Origin of the sequence: Burkholderia ubonensis (assembly GCF_902833085.1) — a bacterium.
GTDB classification, from domain to species: domain Bacteria; phylum Pseudomonadota; class Gammaproteobacteria; order Burkholderiales; family Burkholderiaceae; genus Burkholderia; species Burkholderia ubonensis.
Genome location: NZ_CADFEB010000005.1, coordinates 520,990 through 542,413, shown reverse-complemented (window position 1 = coordinate 542,413; position 21,424 = coordinate 520,990). Strand labels below are relative to the sequence as shown.

Below are 21,424 nucleotides of genomic sequence, written 5' to 3'. Positions count from 1 at the left end.
CGTCAGAACGTCTCGTCGGCCGACAGGTAGCGCCATTGCCCCTGCGGCAGCGCGCCGAGCATCACGCGGCCCATGCGCACGCGCTTGAGGCCGACCACCTCGAGGCCGACCAGCTCGCACATGCGGCGGATCTGGCGCTTCTTGCCTTCGCGCAGCACGAAGCGCAGCTGCTCGCTGTTCTGCCAGCTCACCATCGCGGGCTTCAGCGCGACGCCGTCGAGCTCGAGGCCGTGGCGCAGCTTCGCGAGGGATTCCGCCGGGAAGTGCTGGTCAATGTCGATCAGGCGCTCGCCGAAGCGCACGCGCACCAGGTATTCCTTGTCGATGTCCGACTGTTCGCCGATCAGCTGCTTCGCAATCCGGCCGTTCTGCGTCAGCACGAGCAGGCCGGTCGAGTCGATGTCGAGCCGGCCGGCCGGTGCGAGCGAGTGCAGATGCTGCGGCGAGAAGCGCAGCGCCGAGCGGTCGCCACTCCAGTGGTTCTCGCGCGTGATCAGCACGGTCGCGGGCTCGTAGCCGTCTTCCGCCTGGCCCGACACGTAGCCGACCGGCTTGTGCAGCAGGATCGTCACCTGCGCCGCTTGTGCCGCGCTGGCGCGTTCGTCGATCTCGATGCGCTGGTCGGCGCGCACCTTGGTGCCGAGCGTGTCGATGCGTTCGCCGTCGACCAGCACCCAGCCTTTCTCGATCCATTCGTCGGCTTCGCGGCGCGAGCACAGGCCCAGTTCGGACATCCGCTTCGACAGGCGCATCAGGCCGGACTCGTCGCCGCGATCCACGTCGGCTGCCCGGCGCTTCACCGGTTGCGCGGTCTTGAAGCCCGCGCCGGACGACGGCCGTTCGGCAGCGCCGCGCTTGGCGGGGGCGTTCGGGCCGCGCGCGGCGCGATCGCCGTCGCGCGGCGCGCGGGCCGGGCGGTCGGACGAAGTGCGGCGTTCGCCGAAGCTGCGCTTCGCGCCTTCGCCGCCGGCCGTGTCGCGATAGGGGCGCTTGCCGCCTTCGGCGCCGGCGCTCGCACGGCGCGGGCGCGCATCGTCGTCGCCGCGGCGGGCCGGGCGCGCGTCGGGCTTGCCTCGGCTGAACTTGCCGTCGGCGCTGCGGCGCTCGCCCGCGGGTCTTGCATCCGCGCTCCGATACGGGCGGGTATCGCCGCGCACGGCGGGCTTGCCTTCTGCGCTGCGATATGGACGGTCCTCGCCGGAGCGGCGCTCGCTGCGTTCCGTGCGGCCCGTGGGCTTCGCGTCCGCGCTGCGATACGGGCGGCCTTCACCGGAGCGGCGCTCGCCGCGCTCGGTACGGCCTGCGGGTTTTGCATCCGCGCTGCGATATGGACGAGATTCGCCGCGCTCGCCGCGTGCACCGGGCTTGCCTTCCGTGTTGCGATACGGACGGTCCTCGCCCGAGCGGCGCTCACCGCGCTCGGTACGGCCCGCGGGTTTTGCATCCGCGCTGCGATACGGGCGCGATTCGCCGCGCTCGCCGCGCGCACCGGGCTTGCCTTCCGCGTTGCGATACGGGCGGTTTTCGCCGGGGCGGCTCGCGCCACGTTGTTCGGTGCGGCCGGTGGGTTTCGCATCGCCGCCGCGATAGCTCCGCTCGGCGCCGCCGTCACGCGGCGGACGTTTCGCCGGTGCGCGATCCGCGCCCGGGCGGTCCGCGCCGCCGGCGGCGCGCGGCTTGAACGCACGCTCGCCGGCGGCCGCCGGCGCGGGCGCCTTCTTCGGGCGGGCCGGCTTGGCTGCCGCATCCGGTGCGGCGGCGCGCACCGGCTTGCGGGCGACGAGGCTGCCGGAACGGACGGGTGCGCGGGTCGGCGACGCCGGCCGCGGATTCTTGACGGTCAATTTGGTGCGCATAAACGCTGGGATACTTTCAAACTGTTTCAGACTGCGATCGCGCGCAGCAACTCGGTTTCCACCTGAATCTGCAGACGGTTGCCGGAGAGGCCGGCGCCGTCGAGCAGGAAGATGTCCTCGACGCGTTCGCCGAGCGTATTGATCCGCGCCGCGTGGACGCCGACCCGGTGCTCGGCCAGCACGCGCGCGATCGAATAGAGAAGGCCCGGCCGGTCGTTGGCGGACACGGACAGGATGTAGTACTGGCCGCGCTCGTCGGCCCGCAGGTCGACGCGCGGCGTGATCGGAAACGTCCGCGACAGCCGCGACAGCCGGCCCTTTGAAGGTTCCGGCAGCGGCGCGGCCTCGGCGAGGCGCGTCGCCAGCTGCTGCTCGACGAGGTTCGCGATGTCGCGGTACTGCACGTCGTGCTCGGTCTGCGTGACGATGAAGTTGTCGAGCGCATAGCCGTGCCGCGTCGTGCTGATGCGCGCGTCGAGCACCGACAGACCGTTGCGGTCGAAGTACGCGCAGATGCCCGCGAACAGGTCCGCGCGGTCCTTCACGTAGACGAGCACCTGCAGCGCATCGCCGACGGGCGACGGCCGCGCGCGCACGATCGCGGTCTCGGCGTTCACGTGCCGGTACAGCACGCGGGTCTGCCAGGCGATGTCGGCGGCGTCGTGGCGCAGGAAGAAGCCGACGTCGAGCTGGTCCCACAGCGCGCGGTGCGCATCGGTGGGCACGGTCTCGAGGCGCAGCAGCGCGAGCGCCTCTTCCTGGCGCGACTTCAGTTCGGAATGCGCGTCGGGTTGCGCGCCGCCCAGCACCGCGAGCGCCGCGCGGTACAGGTCTTCGAGCAGCTTGCCCTTCCACGTGTTCCAGACCTTCGGGCTGGTGCCGCGGATGTCGGCGACGGTCAGCAGGTAGAGCGCCGTCAGCCGGCGTTCGCTGCCGACGAGATCGGCGAAGCGCTTGACGACTTCCGGATCGCTCGTGTCCTGCTTCTGCGCGACCTGGCTCATCGTCAGGTGATGCTGGACCAGCCAGACGATCAGCGCGGCATCGTCGCCGGCCACGCCGTGCTCGCGGCAGAAGCGCCGCGCGTCGGCCATCCCGAGCGTCGAGTGATCGCCGCCGCGGCCCTTCGCGATGTCGTGGAACAGCGCCGCGATGTACAACACCCACGGCCGCTCGAAGTTGCCGATCAGCTGGCTGCAGAACGGATATTCGTGCGCATGCTCGGCGACCGCGAAGCGGCGGATGTTGCGCAGCACCATCAGGATGTGCTGGTCGACCGTGTACACGTGATACAGGTCGTGCTGCATCTGGCCGACGATGCGGCGGAAGTTCAGCAGATAGCGGCCGAGCACGCTCGTCTGGTTCATCAGCCGGAACGCGTGCGTGATGCCTTCGGGCTGCTGCAGGATCTGCATGAACGTGCGGCGGTTCTGCGGATCGCGCCGCCACGTGTTGTTCATGATCTCGCGCGAGTTGTACAGCGCCCGCAGCGTGCGCGCGGACAGGCCCTTCACGCCGCGCGTCGTCTCGTAGAGCAGGAATGCCTCGAGGATCGCGTCCGGATGGCGCTCGAACACGTCGTCGTCGACGATCTCGAGCATCCCCTGCTTCTCGACGAAGCGCTCGGGCGACAGCACGCGCGTGATGCCGCTCGTGGCCGGGAACAGCTGCGCCTCGATGTTCTGGATCAGGATCGTCGCGAGCTGCGTGACGGCCTTCGCGGCCCAGTAATAGCGGCGCATCAGCTGCTCGCTCGCGCGCTTCGCGGGCGTCGGCTGGTAGCCGAAGCTTTCGGCCGCCTGGGTCTGCAGGTCGAACACGAGCATGTCCTGGCGGCGCCCGGCGATCACGTGCAGCCGCGCGCGCAGCGTCTTCAGGAAGCCCTCGTTGCGGCGCAGCTCGCGCGCTTCGCGCTCGGTGATGAGGCCGCGTGTGTCGAGCTCGCGCCAGCTGCTGCCGAAGCCGGCCGCGCGCGCGATCCACAGGATCGTCTGCAGGTCGCGCAGCCCGCCCGGGCTTTCCTTCACGTTCGGCTCGAGGCTGTACGGCGTGTCCTGGCTCTTCGCGTGGCGCTGGCGCATCTCGAGCACCTTTGCGGTGAAGAACGCGCGCGCGTCGAGCGCCTCGTGGTAGCGCACCGTGAAGCGCTCGAACAGCGCGGTGCTGCCGACGATGCGGCGCGCTTCCAGCAGCGAGGTCTGCACCGTGACGTCCTGCGACGCCTCCTCGATGCACTGCGCGACCGTGCGCACGCTGCTGCCGATCTCGAGGCCGAGATCCCAGGCCATGCCGATGAAGCGCTCGATCCGGGCGTCGAGTTCGGCGGCGTGCCCGTCGGGCAGCAGCACGAGGATGTCGACGTCGGAATAGGGGGCCAGCTCGCCGCGCCCATAGCCGCCGACCGCGACGAGCGCGAGCGTCGCGGGCAGCCCGCAATCGTCCCAGACGCGCTTGAGCGCATCGTCGGTGGCTTTCGACAGCGCGTGCATCAGCGACGCGACGTTGGTCGCGCTGCGAAAGCGCGTGAGCAGGTCGGCCTTCGCGGCCTTGAATTCGGCGCGCCGCGAGAGCGCTTCGGTCGAGGGGGCGGCGTGAGCGCTCATGGGCGGCGGGTCAGAGGCGGGCGGGCGCGGACGCGCTCACGCCGCCGGGGTCGAATTGGCGAAGACGGGGCGCTCGGGCGAGCCGGCGGACACGGTCAGCACGTCGTAGCCGGTGTCGGTGACGAGCACGGTGTGCTCCCACTGCGCGGACAGGCTGCGGTCGCGTGTCTTGACCGTCCACTGGTCGGGCATCGTGCGGATGTCGCGCTTGCCGGCGTTGATCATCGGCTCGATCGTGAAGATCATGCCCGGCTTCAGTTCGACGCCGGTGCCCGGGCGGCCGTAGTGGACGACCTGCGGATCCTCGTGGAACACCGTGCCGATGCCGTGGCCGCAGTATTCGCGCACGACGCTGTAGCCCTGCGCTTCCGCGTGCTTCTGGATCGCGTGGCCGATGTCGCCGAGGTGCGCGCCCGGCTTGACCTGGTCGATGCCGAGCCACATGCATTCGTAGGTGGTCTGCACGAGGCGCTTCGCGAGGATCGAGCCCTCGCCGACGATGAACATCCGGCTCGTGTCGCCGAAGTAGCCTTCCTTGATCACGGTGACGTCGATGTTCAGTGCGTCGCCGTTCTTGAGCACCTTGTCGCCCGGGATGCCGTGGCAGATCACGTCGTTGACGGAAATGCAGCACGACGCCGGGTAGGGCGGGTAGCCGGGCGGCTGGTAGTTCAGCGTCGCGGGAACCGTGCCCTGCACGTCGACCATGTAGTTGTGGCAGAGGCGGTCGAGTTCGGCGGTCGTGATGCCCGCGACGACGTGCGGGGTGAGGTAGTCGAGCACTTCGCTCGCCAGACGGCAGGCGACGCGCATCTGCGCGATATCGTGTTCGTTTTTGAGCGTAATAGCCATCGAGGTGTGCCTGGAAAGCGGTGAATTGACGGATTATCGCACCTTATGCCGGGCGTCGCAGCCCCCGGCGGCCGCGCGGATGCGGGTTTTTGCGGATTGCCGCGGGCACCGCCGCCGGCCCGGCAAAGTGTCGGGCGACTTGAGGGCAGACCACTCGGCATGCTATACTCTTTGGCTAAGTCGACACTCAAATGCCATAGATGCCCCAACCTGGGGCGGCGTTTGCGGTGAAAGGCTTTGCGGCACGCGCATTCTTGTTTTGCACGTGCCGAATCGCAAGCCGGCGCAACCAGGGTGCCGGCCGCACGGAGCGGAAAGCCTGCGGGCTCGTTCGTGCGGCGGTACGGCAGCCGGCTTAAGACCCAACCCTCGTGGAGAATTTACATGGCAGTTACGATGCGCCAAATGCTGGAAGCGGGTGTCCACTTCGGTCACCAGACGCGCTTCTGGAACCCGAAGATGGCACCGTTCATTTTCGGTCACCGCAACAAGATTCACATCATCAACCTCGAAAAGACGCTGCCGATGTTCAACGACGCACAGAAGTACGTGCGTCAGCTGGCGGCGAACCGCGGCACGATCCTGTTCGTCGGCACGAAGCGCCAGTCGCGCGACACGATCGCCCAGGAAGCGCAGCGCGCAGGCATGCCGTACGTCAACGCACGCTGGCTCGGCGGCATGATGACCAACTTCAAGACGCTGAAGGTTTCGATCAAGCGCCTGAAGGACATGGAAGCGGCGGTCGAGGCAGGCGAGCTCGAGAAGATGAGCAAGAAGGAAGCGCTGCTGTTCGAGCGTGAAATCGCCAAGCTGCAGAAGTCGATCGGCGGCGTGAAGGACATGGGCGGCATTCCGGACGCGATCTTCGTCGTCGACGTCGGCTACCACAAGATTGCCGTCACGGAAGCGAACAAGCTGGGCGTGCCGGTCATCGCCGTGGTCGATACGAACCACTCGCCGGAAGGTGTGGACTACGTGATCCCGGGTAACGACGACTCGAGCAAGGCAGTCGCGCTGTACGCGGAAGGCGTGGCCGACGCGATCCTCGAAGGCCGTGCGAACGCGGTCAACGAAGTGGTCCAGGCAGTGCGCGGCGGCGACGACGAGTACGTCGAGGAAAACGCGTAACTGGCCCCGAGCCGGCGCAAAAAGGGGGCTCTCAACAGGCCCCCTTTTTTTAAGCTTGTGCGCCGGACCTGATCGCGCCGAATCGGCGCGGGTCCGGAAACGAATCTCGGCCGTTCGCGTCCAAGCGGGCGGCGTTGTGAATACAGACTCAAGGAGCGAATGATGGCGGCAATTACCGCAAGCATGGTGGCAGAACTGCGCGCAAAGACCGACGCACCGATGATGGAGTGCAAGAAGGCGCTGACGGAAGCCGACGGCGACCTGGCCAAGGCTGAAGAGCTGCTGCGCGTCAAGCTCGGCAACAAGGCGAGCAAGGCGGCATCGCGCGTGACGGCCGAAGGCGTCGTCGCATCGTTCGTCGGCGGCAACGCAGGCGCGCTGGTCGAGCTGAACTGCGAAACCGACTTCGTCGCGAAGAACGACGATTTCCTCGCGTTCTCGAAGACGGTTGCAGAACTCGTCGCGACGCAGAACCCGGCCGACGTGGCCGCGCTGTCGGCGCTGCCGCTCGACGGCTCGACGGTCGATGCAGTGCGCCTGGCACTGATCGGCAAGATCGGCGAGAACGTGTCGATCCGCCGTTTCGTCCGTTTCGAAACCGCGAACAAGATCGCAACGTACCTGCACGGCGCGCGTATCGGCGTGATCGTCGAGTACACGGGCGCGGACGAGCAAGTCGGCAAGGACGTCGCGATGCACATCGCGGCGATGAAGCCGGTCGCGCTGTCGTCGGCTGACGTGCCGGCGGAACTGATCGAGACGGAACGCCGCGTGGCCGAGCAGAAGGCTGCGGAATCGGGCAAGCCGGCCGAGATCGTCGCGAAGATGGTCGACGGCAGCGTCCAGAAGTACCTGAAGGAAGTGTCGCTGCTGAACCAGTCGTTCGTGAAGAACGACAAGCAGACGATCGAGCAGATGCTGAAGGCAGCGAATGCCGCAGTGCAGAAGTTCGCGCTGTTCGTCGTCGGCGAAGGCATCGAGAAGCGTCAGGACGACTTCGCGGCCGAAGTGGCCGCCCAAGTCGCAGCAGCAAAGCAGCAGTAAGCAGTCCGGCAGCACCCGCGGCGGGCGTCCGCTCCGCCGCGGCCGGCGGCGTCGCCGGGCCGGCCGGAAGGTCCGGTCTGGCCGGCGGCGCTTGCCCGAATCAGTATTTCGCCCCTACAGTTCGTGGTTGTCATCCTCTCGTCGCTCGGAAGCCCCTATGTCCAATGCCTATAAACGCGTCCTCCTCAAACTTTCCGGCGAAGCGCTGATGGGCGACGATGCCTTCGGCATCAATCGCGCTACGATTGAGCGGATGGTGGCCGATATCGCCGAAGTCGTGCGTCTCGGCACGCAGCTCGCGGTGGTGATCGGCGGCGGTAATATTTTCCGCGGCGTGGCGGGCGGCGCGGCCGGCATGGACCGCGCGACGGCGGACTACATGGGGATGCTGGCGACGATGATGAACGCTCTGGCGCTGCAGGACGCGATGCGCCACGCCGGCATCGAGGCGCGCGTGCAGTCCGCGCTGCGGATGGATCAGGTCGTCGAGCCGTACATCCGCCCGCGTGCGATCCGCCAGCTCGAGGAGGGCCGCGTCGTGATCTTTGCCGCCGGTACCGGCAACCCGTTCTTCACGACCGACACGGCCGCCGCGCTGCGCGGCTCGGAAGTGGGCGCCGAGGTGGTGCTGAAGGCGACGAAGGTCGACGGCGTGTATTCCGCCGATCCGAAGAAGGATCCGTCGGCCACGCGCTACACGACGATCAGCTTCGACGAGGCGATCAGCCGCAACCTGCAGGTGATGGACGCGACCGCGTTTGCGCTGTGCCGCGACCAGAAGCTGCCGATTCGCGTGTTTTCGATCAACAAGCCGGGTGCGCTCAAGCGCATCGTGCTGGGCGAGGACGAGGGTACGCTCGTCCACGTGTAAACTCCCGCGGATGCGGGTGTCCGGCCGGGCGACCGGTTGGCGTGCCCGCGCGGCGCCGCTGCGCACGCGACGAGTCCGCGTTCATTGAAGATTTGAAGGTTCGGAGGTTGAAATGAGTGTCGCTGATGTCAAGAAGGGCGTAGAGCAGAAAATGCAGCGCTCGATCGAAGCGTTCAAGAACGATCTGGCGAAGATCCGCACGGGCCGTGCGCACACGGGCCTGCTCGATCACGTGCAGGTCGACTACTACGGCTCGATGGTGCCGATCTCGCAGGTGGCCAACCTGACGCTCGTCGACGCGCGCACGATCGGCGTGCAGCCGTGGGAAAAGAACATGGTTGCGAAGGTCGAGAAGGCGATCCGCGAAGCCGACCTGGGCCTGAACCCGGCGACGTCCGGCGACCTGATCCGCGTGCCGATGCCGCCGCTGACGGAAGAGCGCCGCCGCGAGCTGACGAAGGTCGTCAAGAGCGAAGGCGAGACCGCGAAGGTGGCGATCCGCAACCTGCGCCGCGACGCGAACGAGCAGCTGAAGAAGCTGGTCAAGGACAAGGAAATCTCGGAAGACGACGAGCGCCGCGCGGGCGACGACGTGCAGAAGCTGACCGACAAGCACGTGACCGAAATCGACAAGCTCGTGCAGAGCAAGGAAGCGGAGATCATGACGGTCTGACCGTCGTTCTCGCGTCCCGCCTTCTTCCCGCATTACTGTCTCAACGGCCATGACTTATACCAGCTCTACCGTTCGCGTGCCTGACGTCGGCGCCGTGCCGCGTCACATCGCGATCATCATGGACGGCAATGGCCGTTGGGCGACCGAACGCCGCCTGCCCCGCGTCGCGGGGCATACGCGCGGCGTCGACGCGGTGCGGGCGGTGGTCGAGGGCTGCGCGCGCGTCGGCGTCGAATACCTGACGCTGTTCGCGTTCAGCTCGGAGAACTGGCGGCGGCCGACCGAGGAAGTGTCGTTCCTGATGCGGCTGTTCATCACCGCGCTGGAGCGCGAGGTCGGCAAGCTGCATGCGAACGGGATCCGCCTGCGCGTCGTCGGCGATCTCGACCGCTTCGAGCCGCGGATCCAGGCGCTGATCCGCCGCGCCGAAACCAAGACGGCGCGCAACACGCGCCTCACGCTCACCATCGCCGCGAACTACGGCGGCCGGTGGGACATCCTGCAAGCGACCCGCAAGCTCGTCGAGCAGGCCGTGCGCGAGGGCCGCGAGGTGGAAGTCAGCGAAGACAGCTTCGCGCCCCACCTGGCGATGGCCTATGCGCCGGAGCCCGACCTGTTCATCCGCACTGGCGGCGAACAGCGCATCAGCAACTTCCTGCTGTGGCAGCTCGCGTACACCGAATTCTATTTCACCGACAAATTCTGGCCGGACTTCGACGGCGCGGCGCTGACCGATGCGCTGGCGTCGTACACCGATCGCGAACGCCGCTTCGGCCGCACGAGCGCGCAGCTCGAGCCGCAATCCCAGAACGCCGATTCCCTTTCATGCTGAAAACCCGTGTGATCACGGCGGTCGTGCTGCTGGCGGTGCTGCTGCCGGTGACCTTGTTCGCACCGTTGAGCGCGTTCGGCGCGCTGATCGGCGTCGTGCTCGTGTTCGCCGCCTGGGAATGGGCGCGCCTGCTGAAGCTCGGCGGCGCCGGCCCGGTCGTCTACGCAATCGTCGCGGCGCTGGCGCTGCTGGCGACCACGCGCGTCGGCATCGGCACCTCTTCATCCCGCCCCCTTTTTGCGGCGGCCGGCGTGTTCTGGCTGCTGGTCGGCCCGTTCGCGCTGCGGCGCAAGCCCGTGCTCGCCGGGGGCATGTGGCGGCCGTTCCTGCTCGCGGCGGGCCTCGTGATCTTCGCCGCCTGCTGGCACGCGCTCGTCGCGGCGCGCGCGCAGGGCGTGCCGTTCGTGCTGTCGCTGCTGCTCGTCGTCTGGCTGGCCGATATCGGCGCATATTTCGCGGGCAAGGCCTTCGGGAAGCGTAAACTGGCGGTCACGATCAGCCCCGGGAAGAGCTGGGAAGGGGCGGTGGGCGGCTGGCTCGCCGTGATGATCGTCGCAAGTGTCGCGATGGGCGCGCACCTGTTCGAGCCGACCCTTTTTTCTGCTTTCGCCGCGCAGTTCGGCGGGCCGGGCGCCTGGGCGGCGCTGACGCTGCTCGTCGCGTACAGCGTGATCGGCGACCTGTTCGAGTCGCTGCTGAAGCGCCAGGCCGGCGTGAAGGATTCGAGCGGTCTGCTGCCGGGGCACGGCGGCGTGCTCGACCGCGTCGACGCACTGCTGCCCGTGCTGCCGCTCGCGATGCTGCTGTTTCACGGTTAACCCCTACACTTCAGTTATGCAAAAACGCCTGACATTGCTCGGTTCGACGGGCTCGATCGGAGACAGTACGCTCGACGTGGTCGCGCGCCATCCGGAGCGCTTCTCGGTTTATGCGCTGACCGCGCATCGCAACGGCGACAAGCTGGTCACCCAGTGCCTGCGCTTTGCGCCCGAGGTCGCGGTGGTCGGCGACGCGCAGACGGCCGCGCATGTCGAAGCGCAGTTGCGCGCGGCCGGCAGCAAGACCCAGGTTGCCTACGGGCCGCAGGCGCTCGTCGACGTGTCGAAGAGCGACCAGTGCGACACGGTCGTCGCGGCGATCGTCGGCGCGGCGGGCCTCGCGCCGAGCCTCGCGGCCGCGCGTGCCGGCAAGCGCATCCTGCTCGCGAACAAGGAATCGCTCGTGATGTCGGGCGCGATCTTCATGGACGCGGTGCGCGACCATGGCGCGATCCTGCTGCCGGTCGACAGCGAGCACAACGCGATCTTCCAGTGCATGCCGCGCGACGCGGCCGAGCACGGCGGGATCGCGAAGATCATCCTGACCGCATCGGGCGGCCCGTTCCGCACGCGCGAACCGGCAACGCTCGCCGACGTGACGCCCGACGAGGCGTGCAAGCACCCGAACTGGGTGATGGGCCGGAAGATCTCGGTCGATTCCGCGACGATGATGAACAAGGGCCTCGAAGTGATCGAGGCGCACTGGATCTTCGGGCTGCCGGGCGACCGGATCGACGTGCTGATCCATCCGCAGAGCGTGATCCATTCGCTCGTGTCGTACCGCGACGGCTCGGTGCTCGCGCAGCTCGGCAACCCCGACATGCGCACGCCGATCGCGCATGCGCTCGCTTATCCGGACCGCGTCGACGCGGGCGTCGAGCAGCTCGACCTCGCGCAGATCGCGCAGCTGTCGTTCGAGAAGCCCGACTACGCGCGCTTCCCGTGCCTCGCGCTCGCGCTGAAGGCGCTGGCTGAAGGCGGCATCGCGAGCGCCGCGTTGAACGCGGCGAACGAAATCGCGGTCGAAGCGTTTCTCGAGCGCCGGATCGGCTTCATGGCGATCGCGGCGACGGTCGACGCGGTGCTCAATGTGCTGCCGAACCGCGTACCGAACGGGCTCGACGACGTCCTGGCGGCGGATGCCGAGGCACGCCGCCTCGCCGCCGAGATCATTGCGAAAGCGCCTGCGCCACGCGTGGAGCGCACTGCCTGAATGAGGTGCTCATGAACGTGCTGGTCGAACTGATCGCGTTTGCGGTGGCGATCGGGGTGCTGGTCGTCGTGCATGAGTACGGTCATTATCGCGTCGCGCGCTGGTGCGGCGTGAAGGTGCTCCGCTTCTCGATCGGCTTCGGCCAGCCGGTTGCGCGCTGGGTCAGCAAGAAGACCGGCACCGAGTGGACGCTGTCCGCGCTGCCGCTCGGCGGCTACGTGAAGATGCTCGACGAACGCGAACCGGGCCCCGGCGTGAAGCCGGAGGAACTCGGCCAGGCGTTCAACCGCCAGTCGGTCGGCAAGCGCATCGCGATCGTCGCGGCGGGGCCGATTGCCAACTTCCTGTTGGCAATCGTGCTGTTCTCGGTCGTTTTCGCGTCCGGCGTGACCGAGCCCGCGGCGATCATCGCGCCGCCGGCGGCCGGCACGGTGGCGGCCCGCGCGGGCTTCGACGGCAACGAGACGATCGTGTCGATCCGTGACGTGCCCGCAGGCGACGCGCAGCCGGTGCGCTCGTGGCCGGACTTGCGCTGGAAGCTCCTCGCGGCGGCGTTCGATCACCGGGAGGTCGTGCTCGGCGCGCGCGACGGCGGTGCTTCGACGTTCGATTTCCGCGTCGATTTGCGCAATATCGCGGAAGGCGACATCGACGACGATTTCATGGCGCGGCTGGGCTTCGAGCCGGGCGGCGGCACGCTGTCGGTCGCGTCGGTGCAGCCGGGCAGCGCGGCGCAGCAGGCGGGACTGAAGAGCGGCGACAAGCTGCTGGCGCTAGACGGCGAGCGGATCGGCGGCGCGTCGCGCTTCATCGACGCGATCAAGCATCACGCGGGCAAGACGCTGGCGATGAAGATCGAGCGCGGCGGCGTCGCACAGACGGTCACGATCGTGCCGCAGGCGCAGCCGGACGACGAAACCGGGCGCCAGGTCGGCCGCATCGGCGCGGCGCTGTCGATGCAGACGCCGGGCGTCGACGTGCGCTACGGGCCGATCGACAGCCTGAAGCTGGGCGCGCGCCGCACGTGGGACATCGCGGTGTACTCGCTGCGGATGTTCGGGCGGATGATCACCGGGGACGCTTCGCTGAAAAACCTGTCGGGCCCGGTCACGATCGCCGACTACGCAGGAAAGAGCGCGCGGCTGGGTCCGTCGGCGTTCCTGTCGTTCCTCGCCCTTGTCAGCATTAGCCTTGGCGTACTGAACTTGTTGCCGATTCCCGTTTTGGACGGGGGGCATCTGTTATATTATCTGGTTGAAGCCGCGACCGGGAAAGCCGTTTCGGAACGCTGGCAACTGATTCTGCAAAGAGCCGGGTTGATCTGCATCGTCGCATTGTCGGCGATCGCGCTGTTCAACGATCTGGCTCGGTTAATCCATTTCTGAAGCGTCGGGCGGCGGCCGCGGGCAGCCGCCTGATTTGATGCAGCTAAATATTGGGGATGCATGTTGTTCAAACCTCATCGCTTTGTACCTAAGACAATGGCAGCGGCGGCGCTCGCCGCGCACGGACTCGCGGCGCATGCAGCCGCACCGTTCGTGGTGCAAGACATCAAGATCGAGGGCTTGCAGCGCGTCGAACCGGGCTCCGTGTTTGCGTACCTGCCGATCAAGCAAGGCGATACCTTCACGGACGACAAGGCATCCGAAGCAATTCGCGCGCTGTATGCGACGGGCTTCTTCAACGACGTGCGCATCGCCACCCAGGGCAACGTCGTGATCGTGCAGGTTCAGGAGCGTCCGGCGATTGCGTCGATCGACTTCACCGGCACGAAGGAATTCGACAAGGACAACCTGACCAAGGCGCTGCGCGCGGTCGGTCTCGCGGACGGCCGCTACTACGACAAGGCGCTCGTCGACAAGGCGGAGCAGGAGCTCAAGCGCCAGTACCTGACGCGCGGCTTCTATGCAGCCGAGGTCAAGACCACGGTCACGCCGGTCGACGCGAACCGCGTGTCGATCCTGTTCGCGGTTGCCGAAGGTCCGAGCGCGAAGATCCGTCAGATCAACTTCATCGGCAACAAGGCGTTCAAGACGAGCACGCTGCGCGACGAGATGCAGCTGTCGACGCCGAACTGGTTCTCCTGGTACACGAAGAACGACCTGTACTCGAAGGAAAAGCTGACCGGCGACCTCGAGGCGGTGCGCTCGTACTATCTGAACCGCGGCTACCTCGAGTTCAACATCGAGTCGACCCAGGTGTCGATCTCGCCGGACAAGAAAGACATGTACATGACGGTCACGCTGCACGAAGGCGAGCCGTATACGGTGTCCGGCATCAAGCTCGCGGGCAACCTGCTCGACCGCGAGGCCGAGCTGAACAAGCTGATCAAGATCAAGCCGGGCGACCGTTTCTCGGCCGAGAAGCTGCAGCAGACGACGAAGGCGATCGTCGACAAGCTCGGCGAATACGGCTACGCGTTCGCGGCCGTCAACGCGCAGCCGGACATCGACCAGGCGAACCACAAGGTGAACCTGACGCTCGTCGTCGATCCGAGCCGCCGCGTGTACGTGCGCCGCATCAACATCGTCGGCAACACGCGGACCCGCGACGAGGTCGTGCGCCGCGAAATGCGCCAGCTCGAAAGCTCGTGGTTCGACTCGAGCCGCCTCGCGCTGTCGAAGGACCGCGTGAACCGTCTCGGCTACTTCACCGACGTCGACGTGGCGACGGTGCCGGTCGAAGGCACGAACGACCAGGTCGACGTGAACGTGAAGGTCGCCGAGAAGCCGACCGGCGCGATCACGCTGGGCGCCGGCTTCTCGTCGACGGACAAGGTCGTGCTGTCGGCGGGCGTGTCGCAGGACAACGTGTTCGGTTCGGGCACGAGTCTCGCGGTGAACGTCAACACCGCGAAGAGCTACCGGACGCTGACCGTCACGCAGGTCGACCCGTACTTCACGGTCGACGGCATCAAGCGGATCACCGACGTCTACTACCGCACGTACCAGCCGCTCTACTATTCGACGAACTCGAGCTTCAAGATCGTCAGCGCGGGCGGCAACATGAAGTTCGGCATCCCGTTCTCGGAAGTCGACACCGTCTACTTCGGCGCGGGCTTCGAGCAGAACCGCCTCGACGTCGATTCGAACACGCCGCAGAGCTACCAGGACTACGTGAGCCAGTTCGGCCGCGTGTCGAACACGGTGCCGCTGACGGTCGCGTGGTCGCGCGACGCGCGTGACAGCGCGCTGATCCCGAGCCGCGGCTACTTCACGCAGGCGAACATGGAGTACGGCGTGCCGGTCGGCAAGATCCAGTACTACAAGGCGGACCTGCAGGCGCAGTACTATTATTCGTTCTCGCGCGGCTTCATCCTCGGCATGAACCTGCAAGGCGGCTACGGCAACGGCATCGGCAACCCGTACCCGATCTTCAAGAACTACTACGCGGGCGGTATCGGCTCCGTGCGCGGCTACGAGCCGAGCTCGCTGGGCCCGCGCGACTCGAAGACGGGCGATCCGATCGGCGGCTCGAAGATGGTCGTCGGCAACATCGAGCTGACGTTCCCGCTGCCGGGCACCGGCTACGACCGCACGCTGCGCGTGTTCACGTTCGTCGACGGCGGCAACGTGTGGGGCAACGCGCCGGGCGGCAACAGCACGGGCGCGAATGGCCTGCGTTACGGCTACGGCGTCGGCCTCGCGTGGATCTCGCCGATCGGGCCGCTCAAGCTGAGCCTCGGCTTCCCGATTCAGAAGCACGAAGGCGACAAGTACCAGAAATTCCAGTTCCAGATCGGGACGGCGTTCTGATCGAACGCTCATGACAACAGCAACGAGAGGGTAATTTTGCTAACCGGTAAGTTTTCGAAACGAGTGATGTGCGCGCTGACCGTTGCGCTGGCCCTGGGCGCCGCGACGGTGCACGCACAGGACGTCGCCCGCATCGCGGCGGTCAATTCGGATCGGATCCTGCGCGAGTCCGTGCCCGCCAAGGCGGCGCAGACGAAGCTCGAAGCCGAGTTCGCGAAGCGCGACAAGGACCTGCAGGACATGGCGCAGCGCCTGAAGTCGATGTCGGATTCGCTGGACAAGAACGGCGCGTCGCTGTCGCCGGGCGATCGCGCACAGAAGCAGCGCGACCTCGCGCAGCTCGATACGGACTTCCAGCGCAAGCAGCGCGAATTCCGCGAGGATCTCAACCAGCGCCGCAATGAAGAGCTGGCGGCGGTGCTCGAGCGCGCGAACAAGGTCATCAAGCAGATCGCCGAGCAGCAGAACTACGACCTGATCGTGCAGGAAGCCGTGTACGTCAGCCCGCGCATCGACATCACCGACAAGGTGCTCAAGGCGCTCGCGTCCGGCTCGGTGAACTGAACGGAGCGGACGACGAATGGCATTGACGCTTGAGGCACTCGTAAAGCGGTTCGGCGGCGAGATCGTCGGCGACCACCAGTGCCAGGTCGGCGGCCTCGCGCCGCTCGACCAGGCCGGCCCCCAGCAGCTCGCGTTCCTCGCGAATCCGAAATACCTGTCGCAGGTCGAGACGACCCGGGCAGGCGCGGTGCTGATCGCGCCGAAGGATCTGGAGAAGCTGGGCGCGGCCGCTACCGGCCGTAGCTTTATCGTGACGCCGAATCCGTACGCGTACTTCGCGCGCGTCGCACAGATGTTCATCGACCTCGCCGCGCCGCCGCGCGCCGCGGGCGTGCATCCGAGCGCGACGATCGATCCGGCCGCGCAGGTCGCCGCGACTGCGGTGATCGGTCCGCACGTGACGATCGACGCGGGCGCGGTGATCGAGGACGGCGTGCAGCTCGACGCGAACGTGTTCGTCGGCCGCGGCACGAAGATCGGCGCCGGTTCCCACCTGTATCCGAACGTGTCGGTCTACCACGGCTGCCGGATCGGCCCGCGCGCGATCGTGCATTCGGGCGCGGTGATCGGCTCGGACGGCTTCGGATTCGCGCCGGACTTCGTCGGCGACGGCGACGCGCGCACCGGCAGCTGGGTCAAGATCCCGCAGGTCGGCGGCGTGGCGATCGGCCCGGACGTCGAAATCGGCGCGAACACGACGATCGACCGCGGCGCGATGGCGGACACCGTCATCGAGGAATGCGTGAAGATCGACAACCTGGTCCAGATCGGCCACAACTGCCGGATCGGCGCCTACACGGTGATCGCCGGGAACGCGGGGATCGCGGGCAGCACGACGATCGGCCGCCACTGCATGATCGGCGGCGCCGCCGGCATCGCGGGTCACGTGACGCTCGGCGATTACGTGATCGTCACCGCGAAGTCGGGCGTATCGAAGTCGCTGCCGAAGGCCGGCATCTACACGAGCGCATTCCCGGCCGTCGACCACGGCGACTGGAACAAGAGCGCAGCGCTCGTGCGCAATCTCGACAAGCTGCGCGACCGCATCAAGGCGCTCGAGACCGCACTGGCCGCCCAGGGCGGCGGCGCGGACGCGTAACCCATACCATGCGACATCATGAACCGGGCAGGGACTGCACGTGCCGCCCGGTTCGACCGACAGGGCCGGGCACCGGCCCGCATCAGCACTTGCTTCACCACCGCGCAGCCTCTGCGTGAGACGAACCATCATGAGCACTGAAAAAATCAATCTCGACATCCACAAGATCCTCACGCTGCTGCCGCATCGCTACCCGATTCTGCTCGTCGACCGCGTGCTCGAGCTCGAGCCGCACAAGGGCATCAAGGCGCTGAAGAACGTGTCGATCAACGAGCCGTTCTTCCAGGGGCATTTCCCGAAGCGGCCGGTGATGCCGGGTGTGCTGATTCTCGAGGCGCTCGCGCAGGCGGCCGCGCTGCTGACGTTCGCGGAAGAGCAGCCGAAGGACCCGGAAAACACGCTGTACTACTTCGTCGGCATCGATGGCGCGCGCTTCAAGCGCGTGGTCGAGCCGGGCGACCAGCTGATCCTGAACGTGACGTTCGAACGCTATATCCGCGGCATCTGGAAGTTCAAGGCGGTGGCGGAAGTGGACGGCAAGGTCGCGGCGGAAGCCGAACTGATGTGCACGGTCAAGACGGCCGACGCGGCGCCCTGAGCGACGCGGCACGCATGGCAATGCAACGCGACACATCATATTGAGAGGCAACCGCGCATGACCAGGATTCATCCCACGGCGATTGTCGAGCCAGGCGCGCAGATCGACGAATCGGTCGAGGTCGGCCCGTACGCGATCGTCGGCCCGCACGTCACGATCGGTGCGCGTACCACGATCGGTTCGCACAGCGTGATCGAAGGTCACACGACGATCGGCGAGGACAACCGCATCGGCCATTACGCGTCGGTCGGCGGCCGGCCGCAGGACATGAAGTACCAGGACGAGCCGACCCGGCTCGTGATCGGCAATCGCAACACGATCCGCGAATTCACGACGATCCACACCGGCACCGTGCAGGACGCCGGCGTGACGACGCTCGGCGACGACAACTGGATCATGGCCTATGTTCACATCGGCCACGACTGCCGTGTCGGCAACCACGTGATCCTGTCGAGCAACGCGCAGATGGCGGGCCACGTCGAGATCGGCGACTGGGCGATCGTCGGCGGCATGTCCGGCGTGCACCAGTTCGTGCGCATCGGCGCGCACGCGATGCTCGGCGGCGCGTCGGCGCTCGTGCAGGACGTGCCGCCGTTCGTGATCGCGGCCGGCAACAAGGCCGAACCGCACGGGATCAACGTCGAAGGCTTGCGCCGTCGCGGCTTCTCGCCCGATGCGATCTCGGCGCTGCGCAGCGCATACCGGCTGCTGTACAAGAACGGCCTGTCGCTCGAGGAAGCGAAGGTGCAGCTGCGCGAGCTGGCGGAAGCCGGCGGCGACGGCGACGCGCCGGTCAAGGCGCTCGTCGCGTTCATCGACGCGTCCCAGCGCGGCATCATCCGCTAAGCGATGTCGCTCCCGACCAACCAGCTCCGGCTTGCAATGGTGGCGGGCGAGCCGTCGGGCGACCTGCTCGCGGCATCGCTGCTCGGCGGGCTGCACGAGCGGCTGCCGGCGTCGGCCCGTTATTACGGGATCGGCGGCCAGCGGATGATCGCGCACGGCTTCGACTCGCACTGGCAGATGGACAAGCTGACGGTGCGCGGCTATGTCGAGGCGCTCGGCCAGATTCCGGAGATCCTGCGGATCCGCGGCGAACTGAAGCGCCAGCTGCTCGCCGACCGGCCGGATGCGTTCATCGGCGTCGATGCGCCGGACTTCAACTTCAACGTCGAGCAGGCAGTGCGCGACGCGGGCATTCCGTCGATCCACTTCGTGTGCCCGTCGATCTGGGCATGGCGCGGCGGCCGGATCAAGAAGATCGTCAAGTCGGTCGACCACATGCTGTGCCTGTTTCCGTTCGAGCCGGCATTGCTTGACAAGGCAGGTGTCGCGTCGACCTACGTGGGCCATCCGCTCGCCGACGAGATCCCGCTCGAGCCCGACACGCACGGCGCGCGGATCGCGCTGGGCCTGCCTGCCGACGGCCCGGTGATCGCCGTGCTGCCCGGCAGCCGGCGCTCGGAAATCGCGCTGATCGGCCCGACGTTCTTCGCGGCGATGGCGCTGATGCAGCAGCGCGAGCCGGGCGTGCGCTTCGTGATGCCGGCGGCGACGCCGGCGCTGCGCGCGCTGCTGCAGCCGCTCGTCGACGCGCATCCGCAACTGGCGCTGACGATCACCGAAGGCCGTTCGCAGGTCGCGATGACGGCGGCGGACGCGATCCTCGTCAAGAGCGGCACCGTGACGCTGGAAGCCGCGCTGCTGAAGAAGCCGATGGTGATCTCGTACAAGGTGCCCTGGCTGACCGGGCAGATCATGCGCCGGCAGGGCTATCTGCCGTACGTCGGCCTGCCGAACATCCTCGCCGGGCGCTTCGTCGTGCCGGAACTGCTGCAGCATTTCGCGACGCCGGAGGCGCTGGCCGACGCGACGCTGACGCAGTTGCGCGACGACGCGAACCGCCGCACGCTCACCGAAATCTTTACCGAAATGCATCTTTCCCTGCGGCAGAACACGGCTGCGAAGGCCGCCGACGCGGTCGTACGCGTGATCGAACAGCGCAAGGGGCGGCGCGCATGACGGCGGCACGCACATCGCGTCGCCGCGCGCAGGGCGGCTTCGACTTCAGCCGGCCCGACGAGATCGTCTGCGGCGTCGACGAAGCCGGGCGCGGCCCGCTCGCGGGCCCGGTCGTGGCCGCCGCGGTGATTCTCGATCCGGCGCAGCCGATCGACGGGCTCGACGATTCGAAGGCGCTCTCGGCGAAGAAGCGCGATGCGCTGTACGAGCTGATCGTCGCGCGTTCGCACGCGTACTGCATCGCGTCGGCGAGCGTCGAGGAAATCGACACGCTGAACATCCTGCACGCGACGATGCTCGCGATGAAGCGGGCCGTCGAAGGGCTCGCGGTCGTGCCGACGCTCGCGCAGATCGACGGCAACCGCTGCCCGACGCTGTCGGTGCGCGCCGAGGCGATCGTCAGCGGCGATGCGCTGGTGCCGAGCATCTCGGCGGCGTCGATTCTCGCGAAGGTCGCACGCGACCGCATGCTGGTCGACCTGCACGAGCGCTTTCCCGTCTACGGGTTCAACGTGCATGCGGGCTACGGCACCGAGAAACACCTTGCCGCGCTGCGCGAGCACGGGCCGTGCGAAGCGCATCGCCGCTCGTTCGCGCCGGTGCGCGCGGCGCTCGATCTGATTCGATGAAAGTCATTACCTCCCGCGACAACCCGCTGTACAAACGCCTGAAGGCGCTCGCCGGATCGACGCATCACCAGCGCAAGAGCGGCGAGGCGCTGCTCGAAGGATTCCATCTCGCGAGCGCGTATCTCGACACCGGCGCGATTCCCGAACTGTGCGTCGCGACCGAAGGCGCGCTGCGCCACGACGAGGCGCAGGCAATCGTCGCGCGCATCGACGCGCACCGGCTCGTCACGTTGCCCGACGCGCTGTTCGGCCAGCTGTCGAACGTCGTCAACGGCGTCGGCTTCCTGCTGCTCGTCGGCCGGCCGTCCCATCCGCTGCCCGCGCGCGTGACCGATACGTCGGTCGTGCTGGACGGCGTGCAGGATGCCGGCAACGTCGGCTCGATCCTGCGCAGCGCGGCAGCGGCGGGCGTGAAGCACGTGTTCTGCGCGCCGGGCACCGCGTACGCATGGTCGTCGAAGGTGCTGCGCTCGGGTATGGGCGCGCATTTCCTGCTGTCGATCCACGAGGACGTCGAGGCGGGCGCGCTCGCCGAGCGGATCGGCGTGCCGGTCGCGCTGACGGATTCGCACGGCGCGCAGGCGATCTACGATTGCGACCTGGCCGGGCCGGTCGTCTGGGTGTTCGGCAACGAGGGCGCCGGCGTGTCGGCGTTCTGGCGTGATGCGGCGACGCATCGCGTGACGATTCCGCAGCCGGGCGGGATGGAGTCGCTGAACGTCGCGGCGGCCGCCGCGGTCTGCCTGTTCGAGCAGGTGCGGCAGCTGCGCCGCGCGTGACGGTGCGCGGCGGCAGGGCGGTCACGCCCCGGCGCTGCGAAACGAGAAAGGCCGCGTGTCGCACGCGGCCTTTTGCATTTTCGGGGCG

Annotated in this window: 19 protein-coding genes; 16 read left to right on the top strand and 3 right to left on the bottom strand. The window is 67.4% G+C overall.

Annotated features, from left to right (window positions below; translation table 11 throughout):
* Nucleotides 1–2: 2 nt before the first annotated feature.
* Genes HWX31_RS16930 through map form a run of 3 tightly spaced genes read right to left on the bottom strand, consistent with a single transcriptional unit; the run spans nucleotide 3 to nucleotide 5,311 of the window.
* Nucleotides 3–1,856, bottom strand: a complete 1,854-nt coding sequence (locus HWX31_RS16930) for a pseudouridine synthase (protein WP_174961970.1) — start codon at nucleotides 1,854–1,856, stop codon at nucleotides 3–5.
* Nucleotides 1,857–1,882: 26 nt separating this feature from the next.
* A complete protein-coding gene (locus tag HWX31_RS16925; protein WP_174961972.1) occupies nucleotides 1,883–4,459 on the bottom strand; it encodes a [protein-PII] uridylyltransferase in 2,577 nt (858 codons plus the stop codon).
* A gap of 36 nt (nucleotides 4,460–4,495) precedes the next feature.
* A complete protein-coding gene (map, locus tag HWX31_RS16920) occupies nucleotides 4,496–5,311 on the bottom strand; it encodes a type I methionyl aminopeptidase (RefSeq protein WP_059711121.1) in 816 nt (271 codons plus the stop codon).
* 384 nt (nucleotides 5,312–5,695) lie between these two features.
* Here map and rpsB point away from each other — a divergent pair, with 384 nt between their 5' ends.
* From rpsB to HWX31_RS16840, 16 genes are all read left to right on the top strand, one after another.
* Nucleotides 5,696–6,439 carry a 30S ribosomal protein S2 gene (rpsB, locus tag HWX31_RS16915; protein WP_010092062.1) on the top strand — a complete coding sequence of 248 codons (744 nt, stop codon included), beginning with the start codon at nucleotides 5,696–5,698 and terminating at the stop codon, nucleotides 6,437–6,439.
* A gap of 162 nt (nucleotides 6,440–6,601) precedes the next feature.
* A complete protein-coding gene (gene tsf / locus HWX31_RS16910; RefSeq protein WP_174961974.1) occupies nucleotides 6,602–7,483 on the top strand; it encodes a translation elongation factor Ts in 882 nt (293 codons plus the stop codon).
* A 157-nt stretch (nucleotides 7,484–7,640) separates the two neighbouring features.
* Nucleotides 7,641–8,354 (top strand): UMP kinase, encoded by a 714-nt coding sequence (gene pyrH, locus HWX31_RS16905; RefSeq protein WP_006402648.1) that lies wholly within the window; start codon nucleotides 7,641–7,643, stop codon nucleotides 8,352–8,354.
* 112 nt (nucleotides 8,355–8,466) lie between these two features.
* Nucleotides 8,467–9,027: a ribosome recycling factor gene (frr, locus tag HWX31_RS16900; protein WP_010092064.1), complete on the top strand. Its 561-nt coding sequence runs from the start codon at nucleotides 8,467–8,469 to the stop codon at nucleotides 9,025–9,027.
* Between the two features lie 49 nt (nucleotides 9,028–9,076).
* Nucleotides 9,077–9,859: a polyprenyl diphosphate synthase gene (uppS, locus tag HWX31_RS16895; RefSeq protein WP_174961976.1), complete on the top strand. Its 783-nt coding sequence runs from the start codon at nucleotides 9,077–9,079 to the stop codon at nucleotides 9,857–9,859.
* Nucleotides 9,853–10,677: a phosphatidate cytidylyltransferase gene (locus HWX31_RS16890; protein WP_174961978.1), complete on the top strand. Its 825-nt coding sequence runs from the start codon at nucleotides 9,853–9,855 to the stop codon at nucleotides 10,675–10,677. Before uppS ends, HWX31_RS16890 begins: the two co-directional genes overlap by 7 nt.
* A 16-nt stretch (nucleotides 10,678–10,693) precedes the next feature.
* Nucleotides 10,694–11,890, top strand: a complete 1,197-nt coding sequence (locus HWX31_RS16885; protein WP_174961980.1) for a 1-deoxy-D-xylulose-5-phosphate reductoisomerase — start codon at nucleotides 10,694–10,696, stop codon at nucleotides 11,888–11,890.
* Nucleotides 11,891–11,901: 11 nt separating this feature from the next.
* Nucleotides 11,902–13,275: an RIP metalloprotease RseP gene (gene rseP, locus HWX31_RS16880; protein ID WP_059631202.1), complete on the top strand. Its 1,374-nt coding sequence runs from the start codon at nucleotides 11,902–11,904 to the stop codon at nucleotides 13,273–13,275.
* 60 nt (nucleotides 13,276–13,335) lie between these two features.
* The gene (gene bamA, locus HWX31_RS16875) at nucleotides 13,336–15,645 is read left to right on the top strand and encodes an outer membrane protein assembly factor BamA (protein WP_174961983.1); all 2,310 of its coding nucleotides are present in this window, start codon (nucleotides 13,336–13,338) and stop codon (nucleotides 15,643–15,645) included.
* Between the two features lie 66 nt (nucleotides 15,646–15,711).
* Nucleotides 15,712–16,209, top strand: a complete 498-nt coding sequence (locus tag HWX31_RS16870) for an OmpH/Skp family outer membrane protein (protein ID WP_010092070.1) — start codon at nucleotides 15,712–15,714, stop codon at nucleotides 16,207–16,209.
* 16 nt (nucleotides 16,210–16,225) lie between these two features.
* Nucleotides 16,226–17,308 (top strand): UDP-3-O-(3-hydroxymyristoyl)glucosamine N-acyltransferase, encoded by a 1,083-nt coding sequence (lpxD, locus tag HWX31_RS16865; protein WP_059750024.1) that lies wholly within the window; start codon nucleotides 16,226–16,228, stop codon nucleotides 17,306–17,308.
* Between the two features lie 130 nt (nucleotides 17,309–17,438).
* Nucleotides 17,439–17,906, top strand: a complete 468-nt coding sequence (gene fabZ / locus HWX31_RS16860) for a 3-hydroxyacyl-ACP dehydratase FabZ (RefSeq protein WP_006495559.1) — start codon at nucleotides 17,439–17,441, stop codon at nucleotides 17,904–17,906.
* A 57-nt stretch (nucleotides 17,907–17,963) separates the two neighbouring features.
* Nucleotides 17,964–18,752 carry an acyl-ACP--UDP-N-acetylglucosamine O-acyltransferase gene (gene lpxA / locus HWX31_RS16855; protein ID WP_174961985.1) on the top strand — a complete coding sequence of 263 codons (789 nt, stop codon included), beginning with the start codon at nucleotides 17,964–17,966 and terminating at the stop codon, nucleotides 18,750–18,752.
* Nucleotides 18,753–18,755: 3 nt separating this feature from the next.
* On the top strand, nucleotides 18,756–19,928 hold the full coding sequence (gene lpxB / locus HWX31_RS16850) for a lipid-A-disaccharide synthase (RefSeq protein ID WP_174961987.1): 1,173 nt from the start codon (nucleotides 18,756–18,758) through the stop codon (nucleotides 19,926–19,928).
* A complete protein-coding gene (rnhB, locus tag HWX31_RS16845) occupies nucleotides 19,925–20,557 on the top strand; it encodes a ribonuclease HII (RefSeq protein ID WP_174961989.1) in 633 nt (210 codons plus the stop codon). Before lpxB ends, rnhB begins: the two co-directional genes overlap by 4 nt.
* Nucleotides 20,554–21,336, top strand: coding sequence for a TrmH family RNA methyltransferase (locus HWX31_RS16840; protein WP_174961991.1), 783 nt, complete (start codon nucleotides 20,554–20,556; stop codon nucleotides 21,334–21,336). Before rnhB ends, HWX31_RS16840 begins: the two co-directional genes overlap by 4 nt.
* Nucleotides 21,337–21,424 lie beyond the last annotated feature (88 nt).

Bases quoted from the DNA above. Each gene is read 5' to 3' on its own strand.
- HWX31_RS16870 (WP_010092070.1), top strand. From the start codon at position 15,712: ATGTGCGCGCTGACCGTTGCGCTGGCCCTGGGCGCCGCGACGGTGCAC.
- HWX31_RS16885 (WP_174961980.1), top strand. From the start codon at position 10,694: ATGCAAAAACGCCTGACATTGCTCGGTTCGACGGGCTCGATCGGAGAC.
- rnhB (WP_174961989.1), top strand. From the start codon at position 19,925: ATGACGGCGGCACGCACATCGCGTCGCCGCGCGCAGGGCGGCTTCGAC.
- lpxD (WP_059750024.1), top strand. From the start codon at position 16,226: ATGGCATTGACGCTTGAGGCACTCGTAAAGCGGTTCGGCGGCGAGATC.
- HWX31_RS16925 (WP_174961972.1), bottom strand. From the start codon at position 4,459: ATGAGCGCTCACGCCGCCCCCTCGACCGAAGCGCTCTCGCGGCGCGCC.
- uppS (WP_174961976.1), top strand. From the start codon at position 9,077: ATGACTTATACCAGCTCTACCGTTCGCGTGCCTGACGTCGGCGCCGTG.
- tsf (WP_174961974.1), top strand. From the start codon at position 6,602: ATGGCGGCAATTACCGCAAGCATGGTGGCAGAACTGCGCGCAAAGACC.
- frr (WP_010092064.1), top strand. From the start codon at position 8,467: ATGAGTGTCGCTGATGTCAAGAAGGGCGTAGAGCAGAAAATGCAGCGC.
- HWX31_RS16840 (WP_174961991.1), top strand. From the start codon at position 20,554: ATGAAAGTCATTACCTCCCGCGACAACCCGCTGTACAAACGCCTGAAG.
- pyrH (WP_006402648.1), top strand. From the start codon at position 7,641: ATGTCCAATGCCTATAAACGCGTCCTCCTCAAACTTTCCGGCGAAGCG.
- HWX31_RS16930 (WP_174961970.1), bottom strand. From the start codon at position 1,856: ATGCGCACCAAATTGACCGTCAAGAATCCGCGGCCGGCGTCGCCGACC.
- lpxB (WP_174961987.1), top strand. From the start codon at position 18,756: ATGTCGCTCCCGACCAACCAGCTCCGGCTTGCAATGGTGGCGGGCGAG.
- rseP (WP_059631202.1), top strand. From the start codon at position 11,902: ATGAACGTGCTGGTCGAACTGATCGCGTTTGCGGTGGCGATCGGGGTG.
- bamA (WP_174961983.1), top strand. From the start codon at position 13,336: ATGTTGTTCAAACCTCATCGCTTTGTACCTAAGACAATGGCAGCGGCG.
- HWX31_RS16890 (WP_174961978.1), top strand. From the start codon at position 9,853: ATGCTGAAAACCCGTGTGATCACGGCGGTCGTGCTGCTGGCGGTGCTG.
- rpsB (WP_010092062.1), top strand. From the start codon at position 5,696: ATGGCAGTTACGATGCGCCAAATGCTGGAAGCGGGTGTCCACTTCGGT.
- lpxA (WP_174961985.1), top strand. From the start codon at position 17,964: ATGACCAGGATTCATCCCACGGCGATTGTCGAGCCAGGCGCGCAGATC.
- fabZ (WP_006495559.1), top strand. From the start codon at position 17,439: ATGAGCACTGAAAAAATCAATCTCGACATCCACAAGATCCTCACGCTG.
- map (WP_059711121.1), bottom strand. From the start codon at position 5,311: ATGGCTATTACGCTCAAAAACGAACACGATATCGCGCAGATGCGCGTC.